Annotated in this window: 29 protein-coding genes, 1 tRNA gene and 1 riboswitch; of the genes, 20 read left to right on the top strand and 10 right to left on the bottom strand. The window is 69.6% G+C overall.

Annotated features, from left to right (window positions below; translation table 11 throughout):
* The first annotated feature begins 67 nt into the window (after nt 1-67).
* Nucleotides 68-403, top strand: coding sequence for a hypothetical protein (locus ACIOHC_RS00545; protein WP_365689180.1), 336 nt, complete (start codon nt 68-70; stop codon nt 401-403).
* 43 nt (nt 404-446) lie between these two features.
* On the opposite strand, the gene ACIOHC_RS00550 is transcribed toward ACIOHC_RS00545, so the two are convergent.
* Together ACIOHC_RS00550 and ACIOHC_RS00555 are read right to left on the bottom strand one after the other, a co-directional pair.
* Entirely contained in the window at nt 447-1,031 is a 585-nt protein-coding gene (locus ACIOHC_RS00550; RefSeq protein ID WP_351073440.1) for an isochorismatase family protein, read from the bottom strand.
* 199 nt (nt 1,032-1,230) lie between these two features.
* Nucleotides 1,231-2,559: a nicotinate phosphoribosyltransferase gene (locus tag ACIOHC_RS00555; protein ID WP_351073438.1), complete on the bottom strand. Its 1,329-nt coding sequence runs from the start codon at nt 2,557-2,559 to the stop codon at nt 1,231-1,233.
* A gap of 78 nt (nt 2,560-2,637) precedes the next feature.
* Here ACIOHC_RS00555 and clpS point away from each other — a divergent pair, with 78 nt between their 5' ends.
* The 7 genes from clpS (at nt 2,638) to ACIOHC_RS00590 (ending at nt 7,743) form a co-directional block, all read left to right on the top strand.
* Nucleotides 2,638-2,952 (top strand): ATP-dependent Clp protease adapter ClpS, encoded by a 315-nt coding sequence (clpS, locus tag ACIOHC_RS00560; RefSeq protein ID WP_093900291.1) that lies wholly within the window; start codon nt 2,638-2,640, stop codon nt 2,950-2,952.
* 49 nt (nt 2,953-3,001) lie between these two features.
* Nucleotides 3,002-3,586, top strand: a complete 585-nt coding sequence (locus ACIOHC_RS00565; RefSeq protein WP_351073435.1) for a DUF2017 domain-containing protein — start codon at nt 3,002-3,004, stop codon at nt 3,584-3,586.
* A gap of 483 nt (nt 3,587-4,069) precedes the next feature.
* Nucleotides 4,070-5,509 carry an amino acid permease gene (locus tag ACIOHC_RS00570; RefSeq protein WP_365689185.1) on the top strand — a complete coding sequence of 480 codons (1,440 nt, stop codon included), beginning with the start codon at nt 4,070-4,072 and terminating at the stop codon, nt 5,507-5,509.
* 124 nt (nt 5,510-5,633) lie between these two features.
* Nucleotides 5,634-6,065 carry a M67 family metallopeptidase gene (locus tag ACIOHC_RS00575; RefSeq protein ID WP_351073431.1) on the top strand — a complete coding sequence of 144 codons (432 nt, stop codon included), beginning with the start codon at nt 5,634-5,636 and terminating at the stop codon, nt 6,063-6,065.
* A gap of 164 nt (nt 6,066-6,229) precedes the next feature.
* Nucleotides 6,230-6,355 carry a putative leader peptide gene (locus ACIOHC_RS00580; protein ID WP_351073430.1) on the top strand — a complete coding sequence of 42 codons (126 nt, stop codon included), beginning with the start codon at nt 6,230-6,232 and terminating at the stop codon, nt 6,353-6,355.
* Nucleotides 6,356-6,460: 105 nt separating this feature from the next.
* Complete coding sequence (locus ACIOHC_RS00585) at nt 6,461-6,793, top strand: MoaD/ThiS family protein (RefSeq protein WP_351073428.1); 333 nt, start codon at nt 6,461-6,463, stop codon at nt 6,791-6,793.
* On the top strand, nt 6,793-7,743 hold the full coding sequence (locus tag ACIOHC_RS00590; protein ID WP_351073426.1) for a cysteine synthase: 951 nt from the start codon (nt 6,793-6,795) through the stop codon (nt 7,741-7,743). The genes ACIOHC_RS00585 and ACIOHC_RS00590 overlap by 1 nt, the downstream gene beginning before the upstream one ends.
* 120 nt (nt 7,744-7,863) lie before the next feature.
* On the opposite strand, the gene ACIOHC_RS00595 is transcribed toward ACIOHC_RS00590, so the two are convergent.
* A complete protein-coding gene (locus ACIOHC_RS00595; RefSeq protein ID WP_351073424.1) occupies nt 7,864-8,370 on the bottom strand; it encodes a type II toxin-antitoxin system PemK/MazF family toxin in 507 nt (168 codons plus the stop codon).
* A 177-nt stretch (nt 8,371-8,547) separates the two neighbouring features.
* Between ACIOHC_RS00595 and ACIOHC_RS00600 the strand changes: the two genes are divergently transcribed.
* On the top strand, nt 8,548-9,297 hold the full coding sequence (locus ACIOHC_RS00600) for an MBL fold metallo-hydrolase (RefSeq protein ID WP_351073422.1): 750 nt from the start codon (nt 8,548-8,550) through the stop codon (nt 9,295-9,297).
* Nucleotides 9,298-9,397: 100 nt separating this feature from the next.
* Here the strand turns inward: ACIOHC_RS00600 and ACIOHC_RS00605 are convergent, their stop codons facing one another.
* Nucleotides 9,398-10,663, bottom strand: a complete 1,266-nt coding sequence (locus ACIOHC_RS00605; protein WP_351073420.1) for a PTS transporter subunit EIIC — start codon at nt 10,661-10,663, stop codon at nt 9,398-9,400.
* A gap of 259 nt (nt 10,664-10,922) precedes the next feature.
* Nucleotides 10,923-12,236 carry a PTS transporter subunit EIIC gene (locus ACIOHC_RS00610; protein WP_351073418.1) on the bottom strand — a complete coding sequence of 438 codons (1,314 nt, stop codon included), beginning with the start codon at nt 12,234-12,236 and terminating at the stop codon, nt 10,923-10,925.
* Nucleotides 12,237-12,458: 222 nt separating this feature from the next.
* On the opposite strand from ACIOHC_RS00610, the gene ACIOHC_RS00615 reads away from it, so the two are divergent.
* From ACIOHC_RS00615 to rdgB, 4 genes are all read left to right on the top strand, one after another.
* A complete protein-coding gene (locus ACIOHC_RS00615) occupies nt 12,459-12,692 on the top strand; it encodes a glucose PTS transporter subunit EIIB (RefSeq protein ID WP_014156020.1) in 234 nt (77 codons plus the stop codon).
* A 354-nt stretch (nt 12,693-13,046) separates the two neighbouring features.
* On the top strand, nt 13,047-13,784 hold the full coding sequence (gene rph / locus ACIOHC_RS00620) for a ribonuclease PH (protein WP_351073416.1): 738 nt from the start codon (nt 13,047-13,049) through the stop codon (nt 13,782-13,784).
* Nucleotides 13,785-13,935: 151 nt separating this feature from the next.
* Nucleotides 13,936-14,328, top strand: a complete 393-nt coding sequence (locus tag ACIOHC_RS00625; RefSeq protein ID WP_401840779.1) for a hypothetical protein — start codon at nt 13,936-13,938, stop codon at nt 14,326-14,328.
* A gap of 57 nt (nt 14,329-14,385) precedes the next feature.
* Complete coding sequence (gene rdgB, locus ACIOHC_RS00630) at nt 14,386-14,988, top strand: RdgB/HAM1 family non-canonical purine NTP pyrophosphatase (RefSeq protein WP_365689187.1); 603 nt, start codon at nt 14,386-14,388, stop codon at nt 14,986-14,988.
* 53 nt (nt 14,989-15,041) lie between these two features.
* Here the strand turns inward: rdgB and ACIOHC_RS00635 are convergent.
* From ACIOHC_RS00635 to bcp, 3 genes are all read right to left on the bottom strand, one after another.
* Nucleotides 15,042-15,116, bottom strand: a tRNA-Leu gene (locus tag ACIOHC_RS00635).
* A gap of 15 nt (nt 15,117-15,131) precedes the next feature.
* Complete coding sequence (locus ACIOHC_RS00640; RefSeq protein ID WP_401840782.1) at nt 15,132-15,704, bottom strand: HNH endonuclease signature motif containing protein; 573 nt, start codon at nt 15,702-15,704, stop codon at nt 15,132-15,134.
* A gap of 182 nt (nt 15,705-15,886) precedes the next feature.
* Nucleotides 15,887-16,354, bottom strand: a complete 468-nt coding sequence (gene bcp, locus ACIOHC_RS00645) for a thioredoxin-dependent thiol peroxidase (RefSeq protein WP_351073410.1) — start codon at nt 16,352-16,354, stop codon at nt 15,887-15,889.
* Between the two features lie 128 nt (nt 16,355-16,482).
* Here bcp and ACIOHC_RS00650 point away from each other — a divergent pair, with 128 nt between their 5' ends.
* The 3 genes from ACIOHC_RS00650 (at nt 16,483) to ACIOHC_RS00660 (ending at nt 17,680) form a co-directional block, all read left to right on the top strand.
* Nucleotides 16,483-16,803: a DUF3618 domain-containing protein gene (locus ACIOHC_RS00650; protein WP_351073408.1), complete on the top strand. Its 321-nt coding sequence runs from the start codon at nt 16,483-16,485 to the stop codon at nt 16,801-16,803.
* Between the two features lie 61 nt (nt 16,804-16,864).
* The gene (locus ACIOHC_RS00655) at nt 16,865-17,203 is read left to right on the top strand and encodes a co-chaperone GroES (protein WP_030923137.1); all 339 of its coding nucleotides are present in this window, start codon (nt 16,865-16,867) and stop codon (nt 17,201-17,203) included.
* Nucleotides 17,204-17,257: 54 nt separating this feature from the next.
* Nucleotides 17,258-17,322, top strand: a riboswitch (guanidine-III (ykkC-III) riboswitch).
* Nucleotides 17,323-17,359: 37 nt separating this feature from the next.
* Nucleotides 17,360-17,680 (top strand): multidrug efflux SMR transporter, encoded by a 321-nt coding sequence (locus ACIOHC_RS00660; RefSeq protein WP_351073407.1) that lies wholly within the window; start codon nt 17,360-17,362, stop codon nt 17,678-17,680.
* On the opposite strand, the gene ACIOHC_RS00665 is transcribed toward ACIOHC_RS00660, so the two are convergent.
* On the bottom strand, nt 17,674-20,175 hold the full coding sequence (locus ACIOHC_RS00665) for a transglycosylase domain-containing protein (protein ID WP_389635921.1): 2,502 nt from the start codon (nt 20,173-20,175) through the stop codon (nt 17,674-17,676). The genes ACIOHC_RS00660 and ACIOHC_RS00665 overlap by 7 nt on opposite strands.
* A gap of 176 nt (nt 20,176-20,351) precedes the next feature.
* On the opposite strand from ACIOHC_RS00665, the gene ACIOHC_RS00670 reads away from it, so the two are divergent.
* The 4 genes from ACIOHC_RS00670 (at nt 20,352) to ACIOHC_RS00685 (ending at nt 23,903) form a co-directional block, all read left to right on the top strand.
* The gene (locus ACIOHC_RS00670) at nt 20,352-21,152 is read left to right on the top strand and encodes an ABC-2 family transporter protein (RefSeq protein WP_351073404.1); all 801 of its coding nucleotides are present in this window, start codon (nt 20,352-20,354) and stop codon (nt 21,150-21,152) included.
* A gap of 52 nt (nt 21,153-21,204) precedes the next feature.
* A complete protein-coding gene (locus tag ACIOHC_RS00675) occupies nt 21,205-22,032 on the top strand; it encodes an ABC transporter permease (protein WP_389635973.1) in 828 nt (275 codons plus the stop codon).
* Between the two features lie 97 nt (nt 22,033-22,129).
* Nucleotides 22,130-23,167 carry an ATP-binding cassette domain-containing protein gene (locus tag ACIOHC_RS00680; protein WP_351073599.1) on the top strand — a complete coding sequence of 346 codons (1,038 nt, stop codon included), beginning with the start codon at nt 22,130-22,132 and terminating at the stop codon, nt 23,165-23,167.
* Nucleotides 23,168-23,198: 31 nt separating this feature from the next.
* Nucleotides 23,199-23,903 carry a DUF1707 domain-containing protein gene (locus tag ACIOHC_RS00685; protein WP_351073402.1) on the top strand — a complete coding sequence of 235 codons (705 nt, stop codon included), beginning with the start codon at nt 23,199-23,201 and terminating at the stop codon, nt 23,901-23,903.
* Between the two features lie 67 nt (nt 23,904-23,970).
* Here the strand turns inward: ACIOHC_RS00685 and ACIOHC_RS00690 are convergent, their stop codons facing one another.
* On the bottom strand, nt 23,971-25,221 hold the full coding sequence (locus tag ACIOHC_RS00690; RefSeq protein WP_351073400.1) for an SGNH/GDSL hydrolase family protein: 1,251 nt from the start codon (nt 25,219-25,221) through the stop codon (nt 23,971-23,973).
* Nucleotides 25,222-25,353 lie beyond the last annotated feature (132 nt).

Below are 25,353 nucleotides of genomic sequence, written 5' to 3' on the forward strand. Positions count from 1 at the left end.
CGATCGTGTTTAGGTGCCTCTTGTTCAGATCCTTATTGACACGACGTCTCACGGGGGAGCGCGGAGCATGGCAGGCGGAGGGTTCAGCAAGTTGCCGAACGGCACGGTGGTGGTGGCGATCGCCCTGACCGGCCCGACGGACGGAACGGGTCCGGGCACCCCGGTCCGGGTCCTGGTGCACGCGGCCAACCGGGCCCGCGCGCTGACCAGGCTGCGCAATCTGGGCCTGCGCGCCGTCTATCTCCGCGGCAACGCCGAGCCACCCACCCCCGACGAGATCACCGCCGTGCTCCACCACCCCGACGGGATGCTCTGGCGGGCCCGGCCGCAGCGGGCGCAGGAGCTCTGGCATCCGATCCGAGCGCTGCTCCGCCCGACCGTACCGGCCCGCCGCCCGGCCTGAGGCCGGGGCGACGGCGGGGGCGACCCGTGGCTGTTCGGCCCGGCTACACCACGGGCTTGCCGGAGAGCTTCACGCCCGCCCTGCGGAGCTCCTCCAGCGCCCGTTCCGTGGTCTCCTCGGCGACCCCCGCGGTCAGGTCGAGCAGCACATGCGTCGTGAGGCCGGCCCGGACCGCGTCCAGCGCCGTCGCCCGCACGCAGTGGTCGGTCGCGATGCCGACCACGTCGACCTCGGTGACGTGGCGGTCCCGCAGCCAGTCGGCCAGTCCCACACCGTTCTCGTCGAGGCCCTCGAAGCCGCTGTACGCCGCGGCGTAGGCACCCTTGTCGAACACCGCGTCGATCGCTCCCGAGGCGACCGCGGGGGCGAAATTCGGGTGGAAGCCCACCCCCTCCGTACCGGCGACACAGTGCGCGGGCCAGGAGTGCTCGAAGTCCGGCTGTGCGGAGAAGTGGCTGCCGGGGTCGACGTGGTGGTCACGGGTGGCCACCACATGACGGTACCCGGGCTGGGCCTCGCCGATCAGGTCGGTGATGGCGGCGGCGACATCGGCGCCGCCCGCCACGGCGAGGCTGCCGCCCTCGCAGAAGTCGTTCTGGACGTCCACGACGATCAAGGCGCGGTGCATGGCGGGTGTCCTTCGGTGGGGGACGGGTCGGCGGTCATGGGGGACGTGTTCGAGCCTAGGGAGTCGGGAGCGGTTCAGGGAGGGGGCGGTGCGCCGGCGGCGGGCTCAAGCGCTGCCGGCGGCACCGTCGGGCCCGTTCGGCGACGAGGGGACGACACGGCCGCCGGGCCGCCCGTTCACCTTCCCCGCGCCCGCCCCGTCACACGAACTCCGTGGGGATCACGGGCTCCCCGCGGGACAACTGCATCGCCGACATCGGCAGCCCCGCCCGCGCCGCGACGTGCCGCTCGCGTGCCGCGTCCAGCGGCTCACGGGCGATCGCCTCGCCGCCCCTGACCAGCTCGACCAGCAGCTGCCGATCGGCCAGCTCCGGGGGTACGGGACCGGTGCCGACCACCTCCGCCTCGGCCACCCCGTTCTCGTCCAGCCTGCGCGCGGCCCACTTGCGACCGCCCACCGACGCCTTCGAGCCGAGCGACTTCTTCGCGACCGGGCGCAGCGGCTCCGCGGGGTCGGCGGATCCGGCGCGGGCGACCAGCTTGTAGACCATCGAGCAGGTGGGCTGCCCGCTGCCGGTCACCAGCTGCGTGCCCACCCCGTACGCGTCGACGGGCGCCGCGGCCAGCGAGGCGATCGCGTACTCGTCCAGATCCGACGTCACCACGATCTTCGTCCCGGTGGCGCCCAGCTCGTCCAGCTGCTGCCGCACCCGGTGCGCGACCAGCAGCAGGTCCCCGGAGTCGATGCGTACGGCACCGAGGTCGGTCCCGGCGACCTCGACCGCCGCACGGACCGCCTCGGCGACGTCGTACGTGTCGACCAGCAGCGTCGTCCCCCGGCCCAGCGAGTCGACCTGGGCCCGGAACGCGTCGCGCTCGGTGTCGTGGAGCAGGATGAAGGCGTGGGCGCTCGTCCCGACGGTGGGGATGTTGTAGCGGAAGCCCGCGGCCAGGTCGGAGGTGGTGTCGAAGCCGCCGATGTACGCGGCCCGCGCCGACGCCACCGCCGACAGTTCATGGGTGCGGCGTGCACCCATCTCGATCAGGCCGCGTCCGCCCGCCGCCGCGGACATCCGCGACGCCGCCGCGGCGATCGCCGAGTCGTGGTTGAGGATCGAGAGGATCACCGTCTCCAGCAGCACGCACTCGGCGAAGGAACCCTCGACCCGCAGGATCGGCGAGCCGGGGAAGTACACCTCGCCCTCCGGGTAGCCCCAGATGTCGCCGTTGAAGCGGTAGTCGGCCAGCCAGGCGAGCGTGGGACCGTCGACGACGTCCTGTTCGCGCAGGAAGGTGAGCATCTCGTCGTCGAAGTGAAAGTTCTCCACCGCGTCGAGCACCCGTCCGATGCCCGCGACCACGCCGTAGCGCCGGCCCTCCGGCAGCCGGCGGGTGAATGCCTCGAAGACCGAGCGCCGGTCGGCCGTGCCGGCCTTCAGCGCGGCCTGCACCATCGTGAGCTCGTACTGGTCGGTGAAGAGTGCCGTCGACGGCACACCGACCCGTCGCCCAAGGTCCGCAGAGTTCATGTTCCGGATGCTACCCCTATTTCGTCAGAGTGACGAGATCCCGGGTCGTTTGTGCGATGACCCCTCCCGAGTGGCAGCATGGGGTGGGTGAGCGTCGCCCCCACAGAGATCGAGCGTCCCGAATCGGCCGAGGAGAGTCTCGTCGTCCCCGAGCCCGACGTCCCCTGGGTGACGCTGGTCCACAACGACCCGGTCAATCTCATGAGCTATGTGACCTATGTCTTCCAGGCCTACTTCGGCTACTCCAAGGACAAGGCCCACAAGCTGATGCTGGACGTCCACCACAAGGGCCGGGCCGTCGTCTCCAGCGGCAGCCGCGAGGAGATGGAGCGTGACGTCCAGGCCATGCACGGCTACGGGCTGTGGGCCACCCTCACGCAGGACCGCAACTAGACCGATCAGTTCCCCTCTGCCCCGCCCGACCCACCATCGGAGAAAACCCATGGCCGGCCACTTCGAGGCCACCCCCGGCGGCGGCGCGGCCGTCGCGCTCGACGACGTGGAGATCGCGATCCTGCGTTCCCTCGCCGTCCAGCTGCTGGAACTGATCGGCCCCGGCGACGAACCCGCCGACGGCGAGGACCCGCTGGCCGCCCTCTTCGCGGAAGGGCCCAGTGAGCCGCCCACCGACCCCGCGCTGGCCCGCCTCTTCCCCGAGGCGTACGGCGACGAGGACAACGAACTGCGAGCCGCCTCCGCGGAGTTCCGCCGCTTCACCGAGAACGATCTGCGCGCCCGCAAGCGTGATGACGCCCTCACCGTCGTACGCACCCTGGACGCCCTGTCCGTCGCCGAGGACGGCGGCGCCGTACTCAAGCTCTCCGGTGACGAATGCCGTCACTGGCTCGGCGCCCTCAACGATCTCCGGCTGACCATCGGCACCCGTCTGGAGGTGTCCGACGACGACGAGGGCGAGGCCGGATCGCTGTACCGGCTTCCCGACAGCGATCCGCGCAAGCCGATGGTCATGGCCTATCTCTGGCTCGGCGCGCTCCAGGAAACCCTGGTGGAAACCCTGATGCCGTAGCTCCCGCCTTTCCGGTCTCCCGGCTCCCGGCCCCGGTTCTGCGGCTCCGCCGGGCGGTCCCGGTTTCCGCGCTTCCCGGCCCCGGCTTTCGTGCTGCCAGGCCCCGATTCAGTCGCGGCTTTCGCGCTTCCGGGCCCCGATCCGGGTTTCCGCGCTTCCCGCGTCCCGATTCCCCGTCTCCCGGGCGAGGCGGGTTCGCTCAACGGATGCTCAAATCCGAATAACGATCCCGTCACCTGAACGGTCGCTTATGCGGCGACTGAAAACCCTTGTCCGCTTTTTCCTGTGCTGTCTGCCACATCGGCTCCGATGATTCACCCGTGTGCCCGTGATAAATCTTCACGACCACTCGGGGACGCCACCCTTGTTCCCGAGGGCGCTACAAACCGGCGACCGCCGGTGGCACTCCATCCATATCCGGGGGGATCAGGACCCGGTCCGCGGCTCCGACCGCGCGGACCGGCGTGGAGAAAGGCGCAGCACATGACATCGGCACAGGTCGACAAGGGACAGAGCGGCCGACAGGCCGCACCGGCCGCGGATGCCGGCGCGACGGGCGAGGGGTACCAGCGGGCCCTCGGCGCCCGTCAGATCCAGATGATCGCCATCGGCGGGGCCATAGGCACCGGCCTCTTCCTCGGCGCGGGAAAGGCGATCTCCAAGGCCGGCCCCAGTCTCGTCCTGGCTTATGCCGTCGCGGGTCTGGTGATCTTCTTCATCATGCGCGCACTGGGCGAACTCCTCATGTACCGCCCGGTGTCGGGATCCTTCTCGGAGTACGCCCGCGAATTCATCGGGCCCTTCGCAGGCTTTGTCACCGGCTGGACCTACTGGCTGTTCTGGGTCGTCACCGGAATCACCGAAGTCACCGCCGCTGCCCAGTACATGACATTCTGGTTCGACATTCCGCAATGGGTGTCGGCACTGGTCTTCACGGTCATCCTGTACGGCGTGAACCTGATCTCCGTAAAGCTCTTCGGGGAACTCGAATTCTGGTTCTCGATGGTCAAGGTGACGGCCATCGTCGGCATGATCCTCATCTGCGCCGGAATTCTCACCCTCGGCTTCTCCGACGCCGGGGACACCGCGTCCGTCGCCCACCTCTGGGCCGACGGCGGCTTCTTCCCACACGGCATCAAGGGCACCCTGATGACCCTGCAGATCGTGATGTTCGCGTTCCTCGCCGTGGAACTCGTCGGCGTCACCGCGGGCGAGTCCAAGGACCCGAAGACCGTCCTGCCCAGGGCCATCAACACCGTGCCGTGGCGCATCGCGGTCTTCTACATCGGGGCCCTCGTCATGATCCTCTCCGTGGTTCCCTGGGCCGAGTTCCAGCCCGGCGTCTCACCGTTCGTCGCCGCGTTCCGGAAAATGGGCCTCGGTGTCGGCGCCGGCATCGTCAACTTCGTCGTACTGACCGCGGCCCTCTCCTCCTGCAACTCCGGCATGTACTCCACCGGCCGCATGCTCCGCGACCTCGCGCTCAACGGACAGGGCCCGAAGTTCTTCACCCGGCTCACCAGGAGCGGCACCCCGCTGGTCGGCACCACCTTCTCCGCCGCCCTGATGCTCGTCGGCGTCTGGATCAACTACCAGTGGCCCGGTGACGCCTTCACCTACGTCGTCTCCTTCGCCACCATCTCCGGCATGTGGGCCTGGATCATGATCCTCGTCTGCCAGATCCGCTACCGCCGCCTCGCCGACCTCGGCGTACTCCCGCGATCCGGCTTCCGGGCTCCCGGTGCCCCGTACACCAGCGTCTTCGCACTGGCCTTCATCGGCCTGGTCGTCGTGATGATGGGCATCGACAAGGACACCAGGGTCTCGCTGTACTGCGCCCCGCTCTGGGCGGCCGCCCTCGGCGTCTCGTACTTGGTGCTCAGGGCCCGCAACCCCGAGAACAAGGCCTTCGCGAAGAGCTGAGGCCACGTCGTACGAACCCCGAACCATCCCCGGGCGACCGCCGTCCCAACGGCCGCGTCCACCATGCGGGCCCGCGCGTACCACTCCTCGGTACGCGGGGGCCCGCCCGCCTATCCTGGGCGCCATGCTGACCATCACCCAGGCGCTCTACGACCAGATCGTCGCGCATTCCCGCGCCGACCACCCCGACGAGGCGTGCGGCGTGGTCGCGGGCCCGGCCGGAACCGGCCGGGCCGAACGGTTCATCCCCATGCTCAACGCCGCCCGCTCGCCCACCTTCTACGAGTTCGACTCGGGCGACCTCCTCAAGCTCTACCGCGAGATGGACGACCGCGACGAGGAGCCGGTGATCATCTACCACTCCCACACCGCGACCGAGGCCTACCCCTCCCGCACCGACGTCACGTACGCCAACGAACCCGGCGCGCACTACGTCCTCGTCTCCACCGCGGACACCGACGACGCGGGCCCCTTCCAGTTCCGCTCCTACCGCATCGTGGACGGCGAGATCACCGAGGAGCCCGTCGAGGTCGTCGAGGCGTACGAGCCCGTCTGACCTCCTCGCGCCGCCCGACCCCGCCGCCCGACCCCGCCGCCCCGGCGCCCCGTCGGCCGGGCGGGGCCGGGCCCTTCACGGCCCTGTCCGCCTGGCGAACATCAATCATCCATCAGGTGAGATCACACTCCGGATCACGGACCGGGAATCGATACGATGACCGCATGGTTCCCCATGACGTGAGCGAGAAGACGCCGGGCACGCTGCTCGTTGCGCGGCTGCACGTCGACCTGTGCAGGCTCTCCAGCGCGATCTGTACGAGCCGCCTGCCCGCCGGCCGCCGGGCCTGAGCCGGGCCCGCGGCCCGAGCACCCGTCCGAAACGCACCAACCCCCGCGCGGGGGCAGAGCCGCGCGCCCCACGCCACCTCTCCGCATCCGACAGGAGCCCACGCCATGGCCATCGAGGTCCGAATCCCGACCATCCTCCGCACCTACACCGACGGCGCCAAGGCCGTCGAGGGCGACGGAGAGACCCTCGCCGACCTCTTCACGGATCTGGACAGCCGCCACAAGGGGATCCGCGAGCGCATCGTCGACGGCGACGAAATCCGCCGCTTCGTGAACGTCTACCTCAATGACGAGGACGTCCGCTTCCTGGACGGCATCTCCACCAAGCTCAGCGACGGCGACAACGTCACCATCCTCCCGGCCGTCGCCGGAGGAGCCGCCGGGGCGAAGCCCCGTCCGGCCGGGGCGGCGGTCGGGCGACGGGCGGGCATGAACTGATGCGGTACGACAGCCCGCTCGCCGCGGTGGGCAACACACCGCTCGTCCGCCTGCCGCGGCTGTCGCCCTCGGCCGACGTCCGTATCTGGGCCAAGCTGGAGGACCGCAATCCCACCGGCTCGATCAAGGACCGCCCCGCGCTCCACATGGTCGAACAGGCCGAGAAGGACGGCCGATTGACCCCCGGCTGCACCATCCTGGAGCCCACCAGCGGCAACACCGGCATCTCGCTCGCCATGGCGGCCAAGCTCAAGGGCTACCGCATCGTGTGCGTCATGCCGGAGAACACCTCCCAGGAACGGCGCGACCTGCTCGCCATGTGGGGCGCCGAGATCATCTCCTCCCCGGCGGCCGGCGGCTCCAACACGGCCGTACGCGTGGCCAAGGAACTGGCCGCCGAGCACCCCGACTGGGTCATGCTCTACCAGTACGGCAACCCCGACAACGCGGGCGCCCACTACGCCACCACCGGCCCGGAGATCCTCACCGACCTCCCGTCCGTCACCCACTTCGTGGCAGGCCTCGGCACCACCGGCACGCTCATGGGCGTCGGCCGCTACCTGCGCGAACACAAGCCCGACGTCAAGATCGTCGCCGCCGAGCCGCGCTACGACGACCTGGTCTACGGGCTCCGCAACCTCGACGAGGGCTTCGTGCCCGAGCTGTACGACGCCTCGGTCCTCAGCACCCGCTTCTCGGTCGGCTCCGCGGACGCCGTCACCCGTACCCGCGAACTCCTCCAGCAGGAGGGTATCTTCGCGGGCGTCTCCACCGGCGCCGCGCTCCACGCCGCGATCGGAGTGGGAAACAAGGCCGTCGAGGCGGGGGAGCAGGCCGACATCGTCTTCGTCGTGGCGGACGGCGGCTGGAAGTACCTGTCGACGGGCGTCTACACCGCCCCGACGACGGAAGCGGCCATCGAAACGCTGCACGGCCAGCTCTGGGCGTAAGGGCTGTCCCGCAATCCCCTCGTACTCGATCGCCGGACGAGCCGAACAGACCGGACCACCGGCCCGTCCGGCGATCGGGCCCGTCTCCGGGCCGCGCCCAGGGCGCCTCGCGCCCCGACCTCAGCCGAGCCCGCGCACCCGCTCCCACACCCCCGGGTCCACCACCCCCACCCGCCGTCGGAACCCCCGCACGGCAACCTCCCGCAACTCGTCCGTCTCCAGGAAACTCGCCCGCTCCCGCGCATCCCCCACCGTTCCCGCGGGCAGCGCGATCACCCCGGGCCGCTCCTGGTGATGCTTGCTGGTGATCTTCGCGACGCGCGCCGAGCCACCCCGTACCGACAGCACCAGGCAAGGCCGGTCCTTCGCCCCGGGCCCGTCCTCGTAGGGCACCTCGGCCCACCAGATCTCACCCGGCCGCGGCCCGCGCTCCGGCCCCGTCCCACGCCCCGGCCCCGCCGGCGGGCGCGTCCGCCCGCCCGGACGCCCGCCCGAGCGCGTCCCCGCCCACCTGCCGGAACGCCCGCCCGGCCGCCGCCCTCCCCGCCCCCGCCCATCGGCGAGCGCCGCCACGAGCGCGAGCAGCACGACAACAGCGAACGCGATCCACCACCAGGACATGTCCATGTCCCGACCGTACCGGCGTTCCCACCTCTTCCATCGAACCGGTGACAGAGCAGGTGAGTTCCCCCACAACGGACGGCCGTGGAGGAGCGACCGGCTGTCTCGCGCCTTACGCTCGACAAACCGCTCAACAGACCGCACGAACCCTCCCCGTTCCCACGTCTCGGAGGTTCACGCTCCATGAAGCTCACCGTCGTCGGCTGCTCCGGCTCGTTCCCGTCCCCGGGATCGGCGTGTTCGAGCTACCTCGTAGAGGCCGACGGCTTCAGGCTGCTCCTCGACATGGGCAACGGCGCCCTCGGCGAGCTGCAGCGCCATGTCGGTCTCTACGACCTCGACGCCGTCTTTCTCAGCCACCTCCATGTCGATCACTGCATCGACATGTGCGCCTACTTCGTCGTCCGTTACTACCGGCACGGTGGCCCTGCCGGCCCCCTCCCGGTCTACGGCCCCGACGGCACCGAACAGCGGCTGACCACCGCGCACGGCGACACCCCGTCCGAGCGGGCGATGAGCGAGGTCTTCGACTTCCACACGCTGAAGCCGGGCTCGTTCGAGATCGGCCCCTTCTCGGTCCGCACGGAGAAGGTCCGCCACCCCGTCGACTCCTTCGCCATCCGGATCGAGCACGGCGGCCGCTCGCTCACGTACTCCGGCGACACGGGCGCCTGCGAGGCCTTGGACGAGCTCGCCGAGGGCGTCGATCTGTTCCTCTGCGAAGCATCGTTCATCCATGGCAAGGAGGACATCCCGGACCTCCACCTCAACGGCCGCGAGGCGGGCGAGATCGCCGCCCGCGCCGGAGTGGGACGTCTCGTCCTCACCCACATCCCGCCCTGGACCGACGCCGACCTCAACCTGGCCGATGCCCGCATGTTCTACGACGGACCGGTCGAGGTGGCGGCACCGGGCGCGGTCTACGAGATCTGAAGCCCGACCGACGCCGGGGACACGACGAAGCCCTCGCCTCCCGCCGGGGAGGTGAGGGCTTCGAGCCGTTGCGGCGTACGGGCCGGGCCCGCGCCGAGGGCTACTTCGCCTCGGCCTTGAGGAGCTCGGCCAGCTCCTCGTCGGACTCGCGGCCCGGGGTCGGCAGGTTGAACTTGGTGATCGCGAAGCGGAAGACCACGTAGTAGACCACCGCGAAGCAGAGACCGACCAGCACCAGCAGCCATGGCTTGCTCGCGATGCCGAGGTTCAGGAAGAAGTCGACCGCACCGGCGGAGAAGCCGAAGCCGTCCTTCATGCCGAGGCCCCAGGTGAGGGCCATCGAGACACCGGTGAGCACCGCGTGGACCGCGTACAGCACCGGGGCGATGAACATGAAGGTGAACTCGATCGGCTCGGTCACACCGGTGACGAACGCGGTGAGAGCGAGGGAGAACATCATGCCGCCGACGACCTTGCGGCGCTCGGGGCGGGCGCAGTGGACGATCGCGAGGCAGGCCGCCGGGAGGGCGAACATCATGATCGGGAAGAAGCCGGTCATGAACTGTCCGGCCGTCGGGTCACCGGCCAGGAAGCGGTTGATGTCGCCGCTCTTGCCGTGGTACTCACCGGCCTGGAACCAGGGGAACGAGTTCAGCAGGTGGTGCATGCCGACCGGGATCAACGCACGGTTGGCGACACCGAAGATGCCCGCGCCGACCGCGCCCGAACCGACCAGCCACTCACCGAAGTTGTGCAGTCCCGTGCCGAGCACCGGCCAGATGTAACCGAAGACGATGCCGATGACCAGGCCCGCGAACGCGGAGAGGATCGGGACCAGACGGCGGCCGCCGAAGAAGCCCGCCCAGGCCGGCAGCTTCGTCCGGTGGAACCGCTGGTAGAGCAGCGCGACGACGATACCCATCACCACACCGCCGAGGACCTTGGCGTCCACGGGTGCGTCCGTCATGACCACCTTGCCGTCGACGACCGTCGCGACCTGCGGCAGGTTGCTGTCGGTGAAGGTGGCGAGCACCTTCTGGAAGACCAGGTAACCGGTGACGGCGGCGAGGGCGGTCGAGCCGTCCGACTTCTTGGCGAAGCCGATCGCGATGCCGACGGCGAACAGCAGCGCCATGTTGTCGAGGATCGCGTTGCCACCCGCGGCCATGAAGCTCGCGATCTTGGTGATGAAGCCCGGGAACGAGTCCCTGCCGAGCATGTCGTCGTTGCCGAGACGGACCAGGAGCGCGGCCGCGGGCAGCACGGCGACCGGCAGCATGAGGCTGCGGCCGATGCGCTGCATGACCGCCATCGCGCCGGCGCCCTTCTTCTTGGTGACCGCGGGCGCGGTGTCTGCCGTGGACATCAACTTCCTCCATTGGACAAGGCGCCGCCCAGGTCGATGAGGGGGGAGGCGGCGACTCGAAGAACGCGGCAGATCGCCACGTGGTCTGAACCACTCAGTGGTGTAGACCAGTTGTAGCACGGTGTGGGCGGGATAAGGAACCTTCACGATCCGACTACTTCGCATGAGCTATCACCCACGTTCGGTGACATGACGAAGACCCCCGGACTCAAGGGTCCGAGGGCCTCTGTCGATGAGGTCGAAAGACCCCTCTGATCTGCTATTTCGTGAGATCCCGCTCGATCTCCGCCTCCAGCTCGTCGGGCTCCCGGCCCGGCGTCTGGAGGTTGAATCTGGTAATCGCGAACCGGAAGATCGCGTAATACGCGGCGGCGAAGACCAGGCCGATCGGGATGATCAGCCATGGTTTGGTCGCCAGGCTCCAGTTGATGACGTAGTCGATCAGACCCGCGGAGAAGCTGAAGCCGTCCTTGACCCCGATCGCCCAGGTCACCGCCATCGAGACGCCGGTGAGCACCGCGTGGATCGCGTACAGCAGCGGCGCGACGAAGAGGAACGAGTACTCGATCGGCTCGGTGATGCCCGTCACGAACGACGTCAGGCCGACCGAGAGCATCATGCCGCCGACCGCCTTGCGGCGATGCGGCTTGGCGCAGTGGTGGATCGCCAGCGCCGCCGCGGGCAGGGCGAACATCATGATCGGGAAGAAGCCCGAGGTGAACTGGCCGGCCGTCGGGTCGCCCGCCAGGAAGCGGTTGATGTCACCGTGCACGACCGTGCCGTCCGGCTTGGTGAAGTCGCCGAACTGGAACCAGACGAACGTGTTCAGGAACTGGTGGAGACCGATGACCAGCAGCGCGCGGTTGGCGACACCGAAGATGCCGGAGCCGGCCCAGTCCAGGTCCACCAGCCACTTGGAGAAACTGGTCAGACCGTCGCCGATCGGCTGCCAGAGCCAGGCGCACAGCGCGGCGAAGAGCAGGCCGACGAACGCCATGATGATCGGGACGAGCCGGCGGCCGTTGAAGAAGCCCAGCCAGTCCACCAGCTTGACCCGGTGGTACCGCTGCCAGAACCAGGCGGACAGCAGGCCCATCACGATGCCGCCGAACACCCCGGGGTTCTGGTACTGCGCGGCCGTCACCTTGGCGTTGCCGGTGACACAGGTGCCGAACCAGGTGCCCCCCGAGGTGAATGTCGAGCCGGGCGCGCAGTCCACCGGGAAGGCGTGCAGCACCGCGTAGTAGACGAGGAAGCCGGCCACCGCGGCGAGCGCGGTCGAACCGTCCGACTTCTTCGCCATGCCGATCGCCACACCGATGCAGAACAGCAGCGGGAGGCCGAGCCCCGAGTCGAGCAGCGCACCGCCCGCGGCCTCGAACACCTTGGCCACGTTGCCCCAGCGCAGGCCCTCGTCGCCGAATACGTCCGGCTGGCCGAGCCGGTTGAGAATGCCTGCCGCGGGCAGGACGGCGATCGGGAGCTGGAGGCTGCGGCCCATCTTCTGGAGGCCTTGGAAGAAGCCGTTCCACCATGTCCTCCGCGGTACTGCTGCGCTGCTCGTCGAGCTCATCGGCGTCCTCCCGGAACACGGCGCGGTCGGCAGTCGTTGCACACTGGTGTAGACCAGTTGGGGTACGGTGCGTAACCCGCCTGGAAGACAGGGCACCGATGATCGTCATCATTGAGGACGGTCCAGACACTCGCTCGCGAAGTTGGGCCAAACGTGCGTTACGGTGACGAAACGGACCCAGGGTGGGCCGTCGCACGCATGTGAACAACCAGGGAGAAGGCCATGGCCAGCAAGGCTGAGAAGATCGTCGCCGGGCTCGGCGGTATCGAGAACATCGACGAGATCGAAGGCTGCATCACGCGCCTCCGCACCGAGGTCCACGACCCCAGCAAGGTCGACGAAGCCGCGCTCAAGGCCGCCGGAGCCCACGGCGTCGTCAAGATGGGCACCGCGATCCAGGTCGTCATCGGCACCGACGCCGACCCCATCGCCGCCGACATCGAAGACATGATGTGACCGGCCGTCGAACCCTCCGCATAACCCCCCGCTGAGAGCCTGTCGGGTGACCTCGGATCGGATGGCGGGCGCGGTCCGGTGCGTGCGATTCCGAGGTGGAGGAGGGGGTCGACGCGGAGCGTCGGCGACCGACGACAACGCGGGAAGCGTACGTACCAGGGCGTGACCGCCCGGCCGGAGGTCACCCGACAGGCTCTGAGCCGGACCGCTCAGCTCCACGCAGGCCCCGCCCACCCGGACGGGGCCTGTGCCGCACCGGAACGGAAGCCGCGCCGGACCCCGCACCGCATCGCTCCGGCAGCCGCCCCGGGCACCCGAACGGGCGCCGTCCCCGCACCGGATACAGTCGACGCCATGTCTCGCATCGACGGCCGCACCCCCGAACAGCTCCGCCCCGTCACCATCGAACGCGGATGGAGCAAGCACGCCGAAGGCTCCGTACTCATCTCCTTCGGCGACACCAAGGTCTTCTGCACCGCCTCCGTCACCGAGGGCGTCCCCCGCTGGCGCAAGGGCAGCGGCGAAGGCTGGGTCACCGCCGAATACTCCATGCTGCCCCGCTCCACCAACACCCGCGGCGACCGGGAATCCGTACGCGGCAAGATCGGCGGCCGCACCCACGAGATCAGCCGGCTCATCGGCCGCTCCCTGCGCGCCGTCGTCGACTACAAGGCCCTCGGCGAGAACACCATCGTCCTGGACTGCGACGTCCTCCAGGCCGACGGCGGCACCCGCACCGCCGCCATCACCGGCGCGTACGTCGCCCTCGCCGACGCCGTCACCTGGGCCCAGCGCAAGAAGCTCGTCAAGCACGGCCGCAAGCCGCTGACCGACACCGTCTCCGCGATCAGCGTCGGCATCGTCGACGGCACCCCCCTCCTCGACCTCTGCTACGAGGAGGACGTCCGCGCCGACACCGACATGAACGTCGTCTGCACCGGCGACGGCCGCTTCGTCGAGGTCCAGGGCACCGCCGAGGCCACCCCCTTCGACCGCAAGGAACTGGGCGTCCTCCTCGACCTCGCCACCGCCGGCTGCGCGGACCTCACCGTCTTCCAGAACGACGCCCTCGCCCGCACCCTCGGCGAGTAACCCCCGCGAGCCCACGAGGAGTACGGGCAGGCCTCGGGCACGCAGGTAAAGAAGCAACCAAATACGCACCACAACGCGTCGTTACGAACACGGGCGCACGGGTCGAACCGTGCGCCCGTCCGCGTATCCGCACCCGGGGAGGAACCGCACCATGGCCAAGGCCGCCCGCCACCGCCGCATCACCCTCGCGCTGACCCTGACCGCCCTCGCCCTCACCGCGGCAGCCGGTTGCGGCGTGGTGGACAAGGCACTCGACTGCGTGCGTACCGCCGACGCCATCGCCACCGGCGTCGACAACCTCCAACAGGCCGTCTCCAACGCCTCGAACGACCCCACCCAGGCATCCGAAGCCCTCGACGCCATCGAGAAGGAGCTCCACGACCTCGGCGACAAGACCGACAACGCCGACCTCGGCAAGGCCGTCGACGACCTCCGGTCCGGCGTCGGCAACGTCCGTGACGCCATCGACAAGGGCGACGCCACCCCCGACATCACCCCCGTCACCGAGGCCGCCCAGGAGATCGGCAAGGTCTGCACGCCCTGACAGCCCGGACAGCCGTGACGGCCCTGCACGCCCTGACCACCACCGATACTGGGTGACATGACCCGCCTCATCCTCGCCACCCGCAACGCCGGGAAGATCACCGAACTCCACGCGATCCTCGCCGACGGAGGCCTCGACCACGAACTCGTCGGCGCGGACGCGTACCCGGACATCCCCGACGTCAAGGAGACCGGCGTCACCTTCGCCGAGAACGCCCTCCTCAAGGCCCACGCCCTCGCCGAGGCCACCGGCCACCCCGCCATCGCCGACGACTCCGGCCTCTGCGTGGACGTACTCGGCGGCGCCCCCGGCATCTTCTCCGCCCGCTGGGCCGGCACCCACGGCGACGACCGGGCCAACCTGGACCTGCTCCTGGCCCAGCTCTCCGACATCGACAACCCGCACCGCGGCGCCCATTTCGCCTGCGCGGCGGCCCTCGCCCTCCCCGACGGCACGGAACGCGTGGTCGAGGGCCGCCTCCTGGGCACCCTGCGCCACACCCCGTCCGGCACGAACGGCTTCGGCTACGACCCGATCCTCCAGCCGGAGGGCGAGATGCGCACCTGCGCCGAGCTGACCCCGGCGGAGAAGAACGCGATCAGCCACCGCGGCAAGGCGTTCCGGGCGCTGGTGCCGGTGGTGCGGGAGTTGGTGGGGTAACACGGCAACGCCCGGCCCCTCGTTGAGAGGGCCGGGCGTGCTCGGCCATTCGGTGCGCCCGGTCGGATTCGAACCGACACAAACACGACCACCTAAAGATCGCCGCTCACCAGTTGGCGTACGGGCGCAGAACGAAGCCAAGGTTACCGTGCTGCGCGGGGCCGGCGGGAGCGACTGGAGAAATTTGGGGTTTGGCTGTGGCAGGACGGGCACAGGTACCGCAGATTTTCCGCGCGGTTGTCGAGCCGGTCGCCGTTGACGTGGTCGACTTCCAGGGCCAGGCGCTTGCCCTGCCACACTCCCCCCAGGCCGCATTCGCCACAGACTTGCGGTACTCCGGTCTCGTCGAGTGCTCGTCGCAGGAGGGCTGTCTTTGTCCTCGGTGCCCCCGCGGGTAGCCGCTGCAGGATGTCCTGCGCTGCACGGCGGGTGGTTGGAGGGCAGCGCGGCCTGGTGTTCCACCCGGTGCCCGTACCGCACGATGCGCAGCGTTCCGGCACCCCCACGCGGATGAGTTCCCGGCGGAGCCGGTCGCCGGGAGTCCTTCCGTCGAGTGGCGACTTCAGAGTGAGCAGACTGTCATGCGGGCCCCTTGGGCGGCGTGAGGGCATGGAGAAGTGTGATGGGTCGATACCCAGCGCTGTGATTCGGCGGCTGATGTGAGTGTGGTTGCCTCCGAACGGGCTGACGCCAGGGCGTCGGAGGACATCCTTCATGCTGGCGGAATCGGCGACCACCTCGCGCAGCCGCGCTTCCTGGTGATTCGCGGCCTCGTACGGATCGACGAGTCGTCTATCGGAGGGTCACGTCCGATATCCGACAAGATGCGGAATGCTCTGCACTGCTTCGGTCGGGGCTGAAGCGGTGCAGAGCATTCCAGGGCCGGCGGAACTTCGGGTCAGATGCCGAGGTCCTTGATGATCTTGGCCACGTGGCCGGTGGCCTTGACGTTGTAGAGGGCTCGCTCGACCTTGCCCTCCTCGTCCACGACGATCGTGGAGCGGATGACGCCCGTCACCGTTTTGCCGTAGAGCTTCTTCTCGCCGAAGGCGCCGTATGCCTCAAGGGTCTCCTTGGAGGGGTCGCCGACCAGGGTGACCTTGAGGTTCTCCTTCTCGCGGAACTTGGCGAGCTTCTCGGGCTTGTCGGGGGAGACGCCGATGACGTCGTATCCGGCGCCGGCGAGCAGCTCCAGGTTGTCGGTGAAGTCGCAGGCCTGCTTGGTGCAGCCGGGGGTGAGGGCGGCCGGGTAGAAGTACACGATGACCTTGCGGCCCTTGTGGTCGGCGAGCGAGATCTCGTTGCCGTCGGCGTCGGGGAGGGTGAAGGCGGGGGCGGTGTCGCCGGGCTGGAGTCGCTCGCTCATGGTTCTCCTCAGGTGGCACGTGGGGTGTACGGGACCGAGCGTAATAGGGGTGCCGTCGGGTGCGTGGGCGGTCGAGCTGACAGACTGTCGATGAAGGTTTACCGGACGAGGACCACGGAGGCGGCGCGGTGTCGGATGCCAGGACCCCTGCGCAGATCGAGGCGGACATCATCAGCAGGCGTGAGCAGCTTGCGGTGGTGCTCGATGAGATCGGGGTGCGGGTGCACCCGAAGACGATCATGGGTGATGCGAAGGCCAAGGCCGCCGAGGCCGTGGACCGGACGGCGGGGCGGGCTTTTGTCGCGGTGAACCGGACGGTTTCGGACGTGAAGGCGCAGTTCGTGTCCGAGGACGGTGCTCCGCGTCTGGAGCGGGTGATCCCGGCGGCGTTGCTCGCGGTGGGTGTCGTGGGCCTGGTCGTGGTGTCGAAGCGGCGCAGGAACAACTGATGCCGCGATCCGCGTACCCCGGGGGCGTGCGGAGCCGCGGCGGGCAGGTAGGTTGCGGGGCGTGAGCGAGAACACCGACGACAAGCTGCCCATCCGCATGCTGCACGACCGTGTGCTGGTCCGGTCCGATACGCCCGAGGGTGAGCGGCGTTCGGGCGGCGGCATCCTGATTCCGGCGACGGCCGCGGTCGGCCGTCGGCTGGCCTGGGCCGTCGTGGTCGCGGTGGGTCAGAACGTGCGGACGGTGGAGCCGGGTGACCGGGTGCTGTACGACCCCGAGGACCGTGCGGAGGTCGAGGTGCGCGGTGTGGCGTATGTGCTGATGCGCGAGCGGGATCTGCACGCGGTGGCGGCGGACCGGTTCGAGGGATCGGTGGATTCCACCGGGTTGTATCTGTAGGCCGTGGCAGTCGCGAGTGACCTGGTGACCGGTGTCACCAGGTCTTTTGCTTGTTCTTTGCTACGGTGGAGCCACCCCGACGAGACGCGCCGTACCGGGTTTCGCAAAGACGACGCACCCGTGTTGTTCGCGTTCTGTCTTGTCGGAGGTGCTGTCGTGGCGTGGGTTCTGCTGGTTGTCGCCGGTCTGCTGGAAGTGGCCTGGTCGATCGGGATGAAGTACACCGAGGGGTTCACCCGGCTGTGGCCGAGTGTGTTCACGGGGCTCGGGATCGTGGCGAGCATGGTGATGCTGTCCCATGCGGCGAGGACGCTTCCGATCGGTACGGCGTACGGCGTGTGGGTCGGCATCGGTGCGGCCGGTGCGGCGATCCTCGGCATGGTGGTGCTGGGTGAGCCGGCGACCGCCGCCCGGATCTTCTTCGTCTGTCTGCTGCTGGTGGCCGTCGTGGGGCTGAAGGCGACCTCGGGTCACTGACGCGGTGCCACGGGCGCCGGGGGCGCCGGCGGTGCCACGGGCGCCTGGGGTGCCGGCGGTGCCACGGGTGCCGGCGGTGCCATGGGCAGCGAGGGCGCCGAGGGGACGGGGGTGCCCGGGGCGCCCGGGAACAAGTCGTGGCGGTTCCCGGTGTCGGGGCCGCCCGGACCGCCGATGTTCCCGTCGCCGTTCACCGCACCGCCGTTCGCGGCGCCGCCGCCGGTCGGGCCGCCGGTCTCCGTGCCGCCGATGGCGGGTCCGCCGGTTCCGGGTCCGGGCGGGCCGCTGGGCGAGGTGCTTCCAGTGCTGCCGGGCGGAGTGCCGACGGGGGGCCCGGACGGTGTCACGGTGCTGCCGGGGCTGCTGCTCTGTTCGGTGGGCGGGGCGGTTTCCTCGGCGCCGCTTTCGAGGTTGAGGTCGAAGTCCTGGATGACGGTGCCGCGGAGCGCGGCCTCGGTGTACTGGGCCCAGGTGCGGGCGGGTGTGTCACCGCCGTTGACGCGGGCCAGTCCGAGTGCTCCGTAGAGCGATTTCTGCACGCCGGTCTCGGGGTCCTGGCCCATGACGGCGATGACGGTGGTGAGGTCGGGGGTGTATCCGGCGAACCAGGCCGCCTTGTCGTCCTCGGCGGTGCCGGTCTTGCCCGCGGCGGGGCGGCCGGCCGCCTGGGCGGCGGCGCCGGAGCCGCTCTCGACGACGCTCTGGAGGATCGCCGTGGTGGTGTCGGCCGCCTCCCGGCTGACGGCCCGCCCGGTGTTCCTGCCGGGGAGTTCCAGGTCCGTGCCGCCCTTGCTGACCCTGTCGACGAGGACGTACGCGCCGTGCCTGCCGTGGTCGGCGAGGGTGGCGTACGCCTCGGCCATGTCGAGGACGCTCGCCGTGGCGACGCCGAGCGCGATGGATGGGTACGGGGCGAGGTCGGGGGTGTTCTCGGGGATGCCGAGGCCGATGGCGGTCTGCTCGACCTTTTTGGGGCCGACGTCCTCGGCCATCTGGGCGTAGACGGCGTTGACGGACTTGTCGGTGGCTCTGCGGACGGTGATGGGGCCGTAGTCGGTGTCGTCCTCGTTGGCGGGGGAGTATCCGGTGGGTCCGTCGGGGCCCTCGACCATGCGCCTGTTCATGCCGTCGTAGACGGTGTTGGGAGTGATGCGCCGCCCGTCCTGGGTGGTGGAGCCGTTGGCGACGGCGGAGGTGAAGACGAACGGCTTGAAGGTGGAGCCGACCTGGTAGTCGCGGCGGGTCGCGTTGTTCACGTACTGCTTGGTGTAGTCGATACCGCCGTACATGGCGACGACCCGGCCGGTGGCGGTGTCGATGGAGGCGCCGCCGACGCGGACGTTGCGGTCGGCCTGGCGGTCGGTGCTCGTCTGGGACATCACGTTGTCGTCGACGGCTTTGACGAGCGCGTTCTGCTTCTTCCTCTCCAGGGTGGTGGTGATCCGGTAGCCGCCGGTGGCCAGGGTGTTCTCGTCGATGATCTTGTTGCTGGTGAGGTAGTCGTCGACGGCCTGGACGATGTAGCCGCGCTGTCCGGAGAGTCCGGTGGGCGGCTTGACCTTGCCCGGCACGGGGAACTTCATGGCGGCGCGTTCGCCGGCGCCGAGCCACTTCTCCTTGACCATGCCGTCGAGTACGTAGTTCCAGCGCGCGAGGGCCGCGGTCTTGTTCTCGGGGTGGACGACGACGTCGTACGCGCTGGGGGCATTGAGGAGAGAGGCGAGGTAGGCGCCCTCGGCGGTGGTGATCGAGCCGATGTCCTTGCTGTAGTAGGCCTGGGCGGCGGCCTGGATGCCGTAGGCGTTGCGGCCGAAGTAGCTGGTGTTGAGGTAGCCCTGGAAGATCTGGCTCTTGGACTCCTCGCGGTTGAGTTTGACCGCGATGAAGAACTCCTTCATCTTGCGGGTGACGGTCTGTTCCTGGCCGAGGTAGTAGTTCTTGACGTACTGCTGGGTGATGGTCGACCCGCCCTGCGTGCCCTTGCCGGTGAAGGTGTTCCAGGCGGCGCGGGCCATGGCCATGAGGTCGACGGCCCGTTCGGAGTAGAAGTCGCGGTCCTCGGCGGCGAGGACCGCGTGCTGGACGGTGAGTGGGACCTGGGCGAGTTCGACGTTCTCCCGGTTGACCTCGCCGGAGCGGGCGATGACGCTGCCGTCCTTGTAGAGGTAGACGTTGGACTGCGCGGTGGCGCTGGCGTTGGCGGGCGGGATGCCGACGAGTTCGTACCCGGCGATGAAGCCGCCGATCAGGAGGGCGACGACGACGAGGACGGCGCCGACGACCATCCGCCAGGTGGGGACGGCGCGGCGCCAACCGGTGCGCTTGGGGCGCTCGGGCTCCTTCGCCCTGCCGTGCCCGCCGCCCGCTTCTCCGCCGTGGCCGCTCTGGCTGCCGTGGACGGCGTGAGCGCTGTTGTCGTCGTGGGCGGACGGATCCCTGGGGGCCCAGGGCCGGGGTTCGTTCTCCCCGCTCGGCTGCTGTGGCTCGTCGCTCATGTCCGTGCAGACTCCTCGGCCGCGGTCAGTTCCCTCATAGTGCCCTTTTTGATGGAATATGCCTCGGATCGACCCCCGAAAAGCGGTCGCGGCGGCTGCCTCCACTGGTCTAAGGTCTTGCGCTTTGGTGTCCAACGCCGTTGGGCGCCCGAGCGACGAGCGACGGGGGTGGATGCGTGCGGCTGTACGCGGTGGTGGCGGCGGGCGGGTTCCGGCGCTATGCCACCTACCGGACGGCGACGGCGGCGGGAGTCTTCACCAACACCGTCTTCGGTTTCATCATGACGTACACCTATGTGGCGCTGTGGGACCAGCGTCCGCGGCTCGGCGGTTACGACATGCCCGAGGCCCTCACCTATGTCTGGCTGGGGCAGGCTCTGCTGATGACCTGCGCCATGATGGGCGGCGGTTTCGAGGACGAGCTGATCGAGCGGATCCGTACCGGCGATGTCGCGGTCGATCTCTATCGGCCCGTGGACCTTCAACTGTGGTGGCTGGCAGGGGACTTGGGGCGGGCGGCGTTCCATCTGCTGGGCCGCGGCATCGTCCCGATGTTCCTGGGCTCGCTCGCCTTCGAGCTGGCGCTGCCCGGCTCGCCGGGGATCTGGCTGGCCTTTCTCGTCTCGGTGGCGCTCGGTGTCGTGGTCAGTTTCGCCATCCGCTATCTGGTGGCGCTCTCCGCGTTCTGGCTGCTGGACGGGGCGGGGGTGTCGCAGATGACGGCCCTGGCCGGGATGTTCTTCTCCGGGATGCTGCTGCCGTTGACGCTGTTCCCCGGCGTGCTGGGCGAGGTGGCGCGGGCGCTGCCGTGGTCGTCGCTGCTCCAGGTCCCCGCCGATGTGCTGCTCGGCAAGCACACGGGGTGGGGTCTGGTGGAGGCGTACGCCTTCCAGGGCGGCTGGGCGGTGACGCTGCTGCTGGTGGGGCGGTTGGTGCAGTCGGTGGCGACGAGGAGGGTGGTGGTCCAGGGTGGCTGAGACGGCCGGGGCGGCGAAGGCGGCCGGGGCCGGGACGGCGGACCCGCCCGAGGTGGTGTTCGTCGAGCGGTCGAGGCTCGTCGAGGGGGTCCGGGCATACGGGCTGATCGCGGCGATGTGGCTGCGCTCGACGATGGCGTACCGCGCCTCGTTCGCGATGACGGCGTTCGGGAACTTCGCGGCGACCGCCTTCGACTTCGTCGCGATCCTGCTGATGTTCTCGCACGTGGACGCGCTGGGCGGCTACTCACTGCCCGAGATCGCCCTGCTGTACGGGGCCTCGGGCACGGCGTTCGGGCTCGCCGATCTGGTGATGGGCTCGATGGACCGACTGGGGCGGCGAGTGCGCGACGGCACGCTGGACACGCTGCTGGTACGGCCAGTGCCGGTGCTCGCCCAGGTGGCGGCGGACCGGTTCGCGCTGCGCAGGCTGGGGCGGATCACCCAGGGGGCGCTGGTTCTCGGGTACGCGCTGGTGGCGCTGGACGTCGACTGGACGCCGCTGAGGGTGGTGATGGTCCCGCTGATGCTGCTGAGCGGGGCGTCGATCTTCGCCGCGGTGTTCGTGGCCGGGGCGGCGTTCCAGTTCGTCGCGCAGGACGCCTCCGAGGTGCAGAACTCCTTCACGTACGGAGGGAACACGCTGCTCCAGTACCCGCCGTCGATCTTCGCGAAGGATCTGGTGCGCGGGGTGACGTTCGTGGTGCCGCTGGCCTTCGTTAACTGGCTGCCCGCGCTCTACGTGCTGGGCCGGGACTATCCGCTGGACCTGCCGGACTGGGTGGCGTTCCTGCCCCCGGTGGTGGCGGGCCTGTGCGGGCTGCTCGCGGGTCTGGCCTGGCGCACGGGGCTGCGCGCCTACCGCAGCACGGGAAGTTGACGGAACACCGGGCAGGACAGGACAGGCCAGGGCAGGGACGAGGTCAGGGATGAGGGACATGGACGCGGGACCCGACACCGATACCGCTGTCAGCGGTATGGACACCACCGACACCACCGACACCACACGCACCGGCGCCGGTTTCATCGAGCTCGACAACGTACAGAAGGTCTTCGACGTGCGCCGCAAGACCGGCTTCATGCGTGGTGAACGCCACCAGGTACGCGCCGTCGACTCCATCAGCTTCCGCATCGCGCGGGGCGAGATGGTCGGCTACATCGGGCCGAACGGCGCCGGGAAGTCGACCACGATCAAGATGCTGACCGGCATCCTCACCCCGAGCGGCGGCCGGCTGCGGGTGGCGGGCATCGACCCGTCGAGGGAGCGTACGAGGCTGGCGCACCGGATCGGGGTGGTGTTCGGCCAGCGCACCACGCTCTGGTGGGACCTGCCACTGCGCGACTCCTACCGGCTGATGCACCGGATGTACCGGATTCCCGACGCCCGCTTCCGCGAAAATCTGGACCGATGCGTCGAACTCCTGGACCTGGGCGAGCTGTTGGACGTACCCGTACGGCAGCTGTCGCTGGGGCAGCGGATGCGCGGTGACATCGCGGCGGCGCTGCTGCACGATCCCGAGGTGCTGTACCTGGACGAGCCGACGATCGGCCTGGACGTCGTGTCCAAGGTCAAAGTCCGCCAATTCCTGAGGGACTTGAATGCCGAACGCGGAACGACCGTGCTGCTCACCACGCACGACCTGACGGACATCGAGCAGCTCTGCAAGCGCGTGATGGTGATCGACCACGGCAGGCTGATGTATGACGGCGCGCTCGCCGGGCTGCACGAGGTGGGCGAGAGCGAGCGGACCCTGGTGGTCGACCTGGAGCGTGAACTCCCTCCGATCCGGCTGGACTCGTCGCCTTCGGTCCGCACGGTGAAGGTGGAGGGGCCGCGCCAGTGGCTGGCCTTCCCGGCCTCGGAGTCGGCCGCGCCGCTGGTCGCCCGGATCGCCGCGGACTACCCGCTGGTCGACCTGTCGGTGCGCGAGCCCGACATCGAGGCCGTGATCGCGAAGATGTACGCGTCGTCCGGCGGCCTGCGGGTCGGTGACGGGAGCGTACGCGTTCAATAGGCTGCGCGGTATGACAAGTGACCTTCCGGAAATGCGTGCCTCCGATACCGAGCGTGAGCGTGTCGCCGAGACCCTGCGCGAGGCGGTGGCCGAGGGCCGGCTGGAGATGGAGGAGTTCGAGCAGCGGCTCGAATCGGCCTACAAGGCGCGTACGCACGGGGAGTTGGAGCCGCTCGTACGTGACCTTCCGGCGCCGGGAGCGGAGATCGCCTCGTTGAGCCAGGCCCCGGTACGCGCGGCGACGGGATCGGGGGCGCGCTGGGCGGACCGGGTCGGCAAGCCCGCTACGTCGAGCGGGGCCTTCGCGTTCTGGGGCGGGTTCGGCCGCCGGGGGAACTGGACGGTGGGCCGGAAGTTCACCGCGTTCGCGATGTGGGGCGGTGGTGAGATCGATCTGCGCGAGGCCAATTTCGAGGACCGTGAGGTGGTCATCCGCTGCATCACGATCATGGGCGGCATTCATGTGGTGGTGCCGCCGGAACTGAATGCCGACGTCAGGGGCATCGGCATCATGGGCGGCTTCGGGGAGCACTCGAAGGACGAGGGGGTTCTGTCGCCGGATTCCCCGCGGGTGCGGATCACCGGGTTCGCGCTGATGGGCGGCGTCGGTGTGGAGCGCAAGCGGAGCAAGGCGGAGAAGCAGCGGTTGAAGGAGGCCGAACGGGCCCGGGAGTTGGACCGGCGGCGCGGCGGGTCGGAGAAGGGCGAGGGGGCCTCGGGCCGGTTCGAGGACTGAGCCCCGAGGCTGTTCTGTCCCGCGCCCTGCCCGAACGGCCCTTCGCCGCGGCGGCCCCGTCCTTCTCTCAGAGCTGGTCGGAGACGGGCTGTCCGTGCCGCAGGGCCGCCAGGTCCACCAGCGAACCCAGCCGCCGGTAGCCCGTGTCGTTCAGGTGGAGGTGGTCGCCGGAGTCGTAGGACGGCAGGAGCCGGGAGGGGCGGTACGGGTCGCGGGCCGCCTTGTCGAAATCGATGACCGAGTCGAAGACCCCGCCCGCCCGGATGAGGTCGTTGACCTGTTCCCGTACGGCGTTCCGGGCGGGGGTCCAGGTGCGGAACCCCTCGTACGGCATCAGCGTCGCCCCGACGACCCGCAGTCGTTGTGCGTGGGCGCGCCGGGTCAGGGACCGCAGGGCGTCCGCGATGCGTCGCGGGTCGGTCTCCTGCGGGGACTGCTGCACATCGTTGATGCCCAGCGCGATGACGACGGTCCTCACCCCGGCGACGTCCAGTACGTCGCGGTCGAAGCGGGCACTCGCCCGCACACCGCTTCCGTCGCGCAGGATGCGGTTGCCCGCGATGCCCGCGTTGGCCACTGCGTACCGGTCGTGCAGGCGGTCGGCCAGGACGTCGGGCCAGCGGCTGTTGGCGTCGAGGGTGGAGCCGGTGCCCGCCGTGAGCGAGTCGCCGATCACCGCGATCGTTCCGGCGGCGGTCTCGTTGTGGACGTCGACGGCGGTGAGGTAGCGCCAGTCGGTGGTGCGCCAGGTGCCCCGCTCGTCCTCCACGTACGACGTCTGGTGGGTGCCCGGGTGGATCGTGACGGGACCCTCGGCGGTGGGAGTGCGCAGGGCGACGACGAGATCCGCGTCGGCGGCGACCGGGACGACGACCGGGTCGCTGACGACCCGCCCGCCCGCGGCGACGGTCACGGCGGACGCGCCCCGGAAGGTCACGGGGCGGGTGTTCACCGTGGCGTGGTCTATCACCAGCGGGCGCGTACCGAAGAGGTTGGAGAGGGTGATGCGGGCCGCGTCGCCCCCGACGCTGGTGTGCACGACGTTACGGATGGTGCGCCGGGCCGGGTCGCCGCCGTGGTACGTGTCGATCACGCCGGTGGTGGGTGCCGCCGTCCAGGTGCTGAGCCAGAGGCCGGTGGAGTGGGCGGGCGCGGCGGGCGTACGGGCCACGGACCGCGGATCGGGTGCGGCGATCTGCTTGCGGCCGGTGCCGGAACCGGAGAACAGCAACGGGCCGGCGAACGCCACCCCGGCGGCGAGTGCGGCGGTGCCCGCCACGAGGGCGATGAGCAGGGCGTACCCCTGACGCCTGGGCATGGGCGGTGTGTCTCCTCGTGATGGTCGGGCTGGTCCCATGATGGGGCAGGGCTCCGGGAACTCGACGTGCGGCCCGGGAGTAGGTCAGGTAAGGACAATGCGTACGGGACACCGGGGGCGATACGTACGCGG

It is taken from the genome of Streptomyces sp. NPDC088252, assembly GCF_044740965.1.
GTDB lineage: Bacteria > Actinomycetota > Actinomycetes > Streptomycetales > Streptomycetaceae > Streptomyces.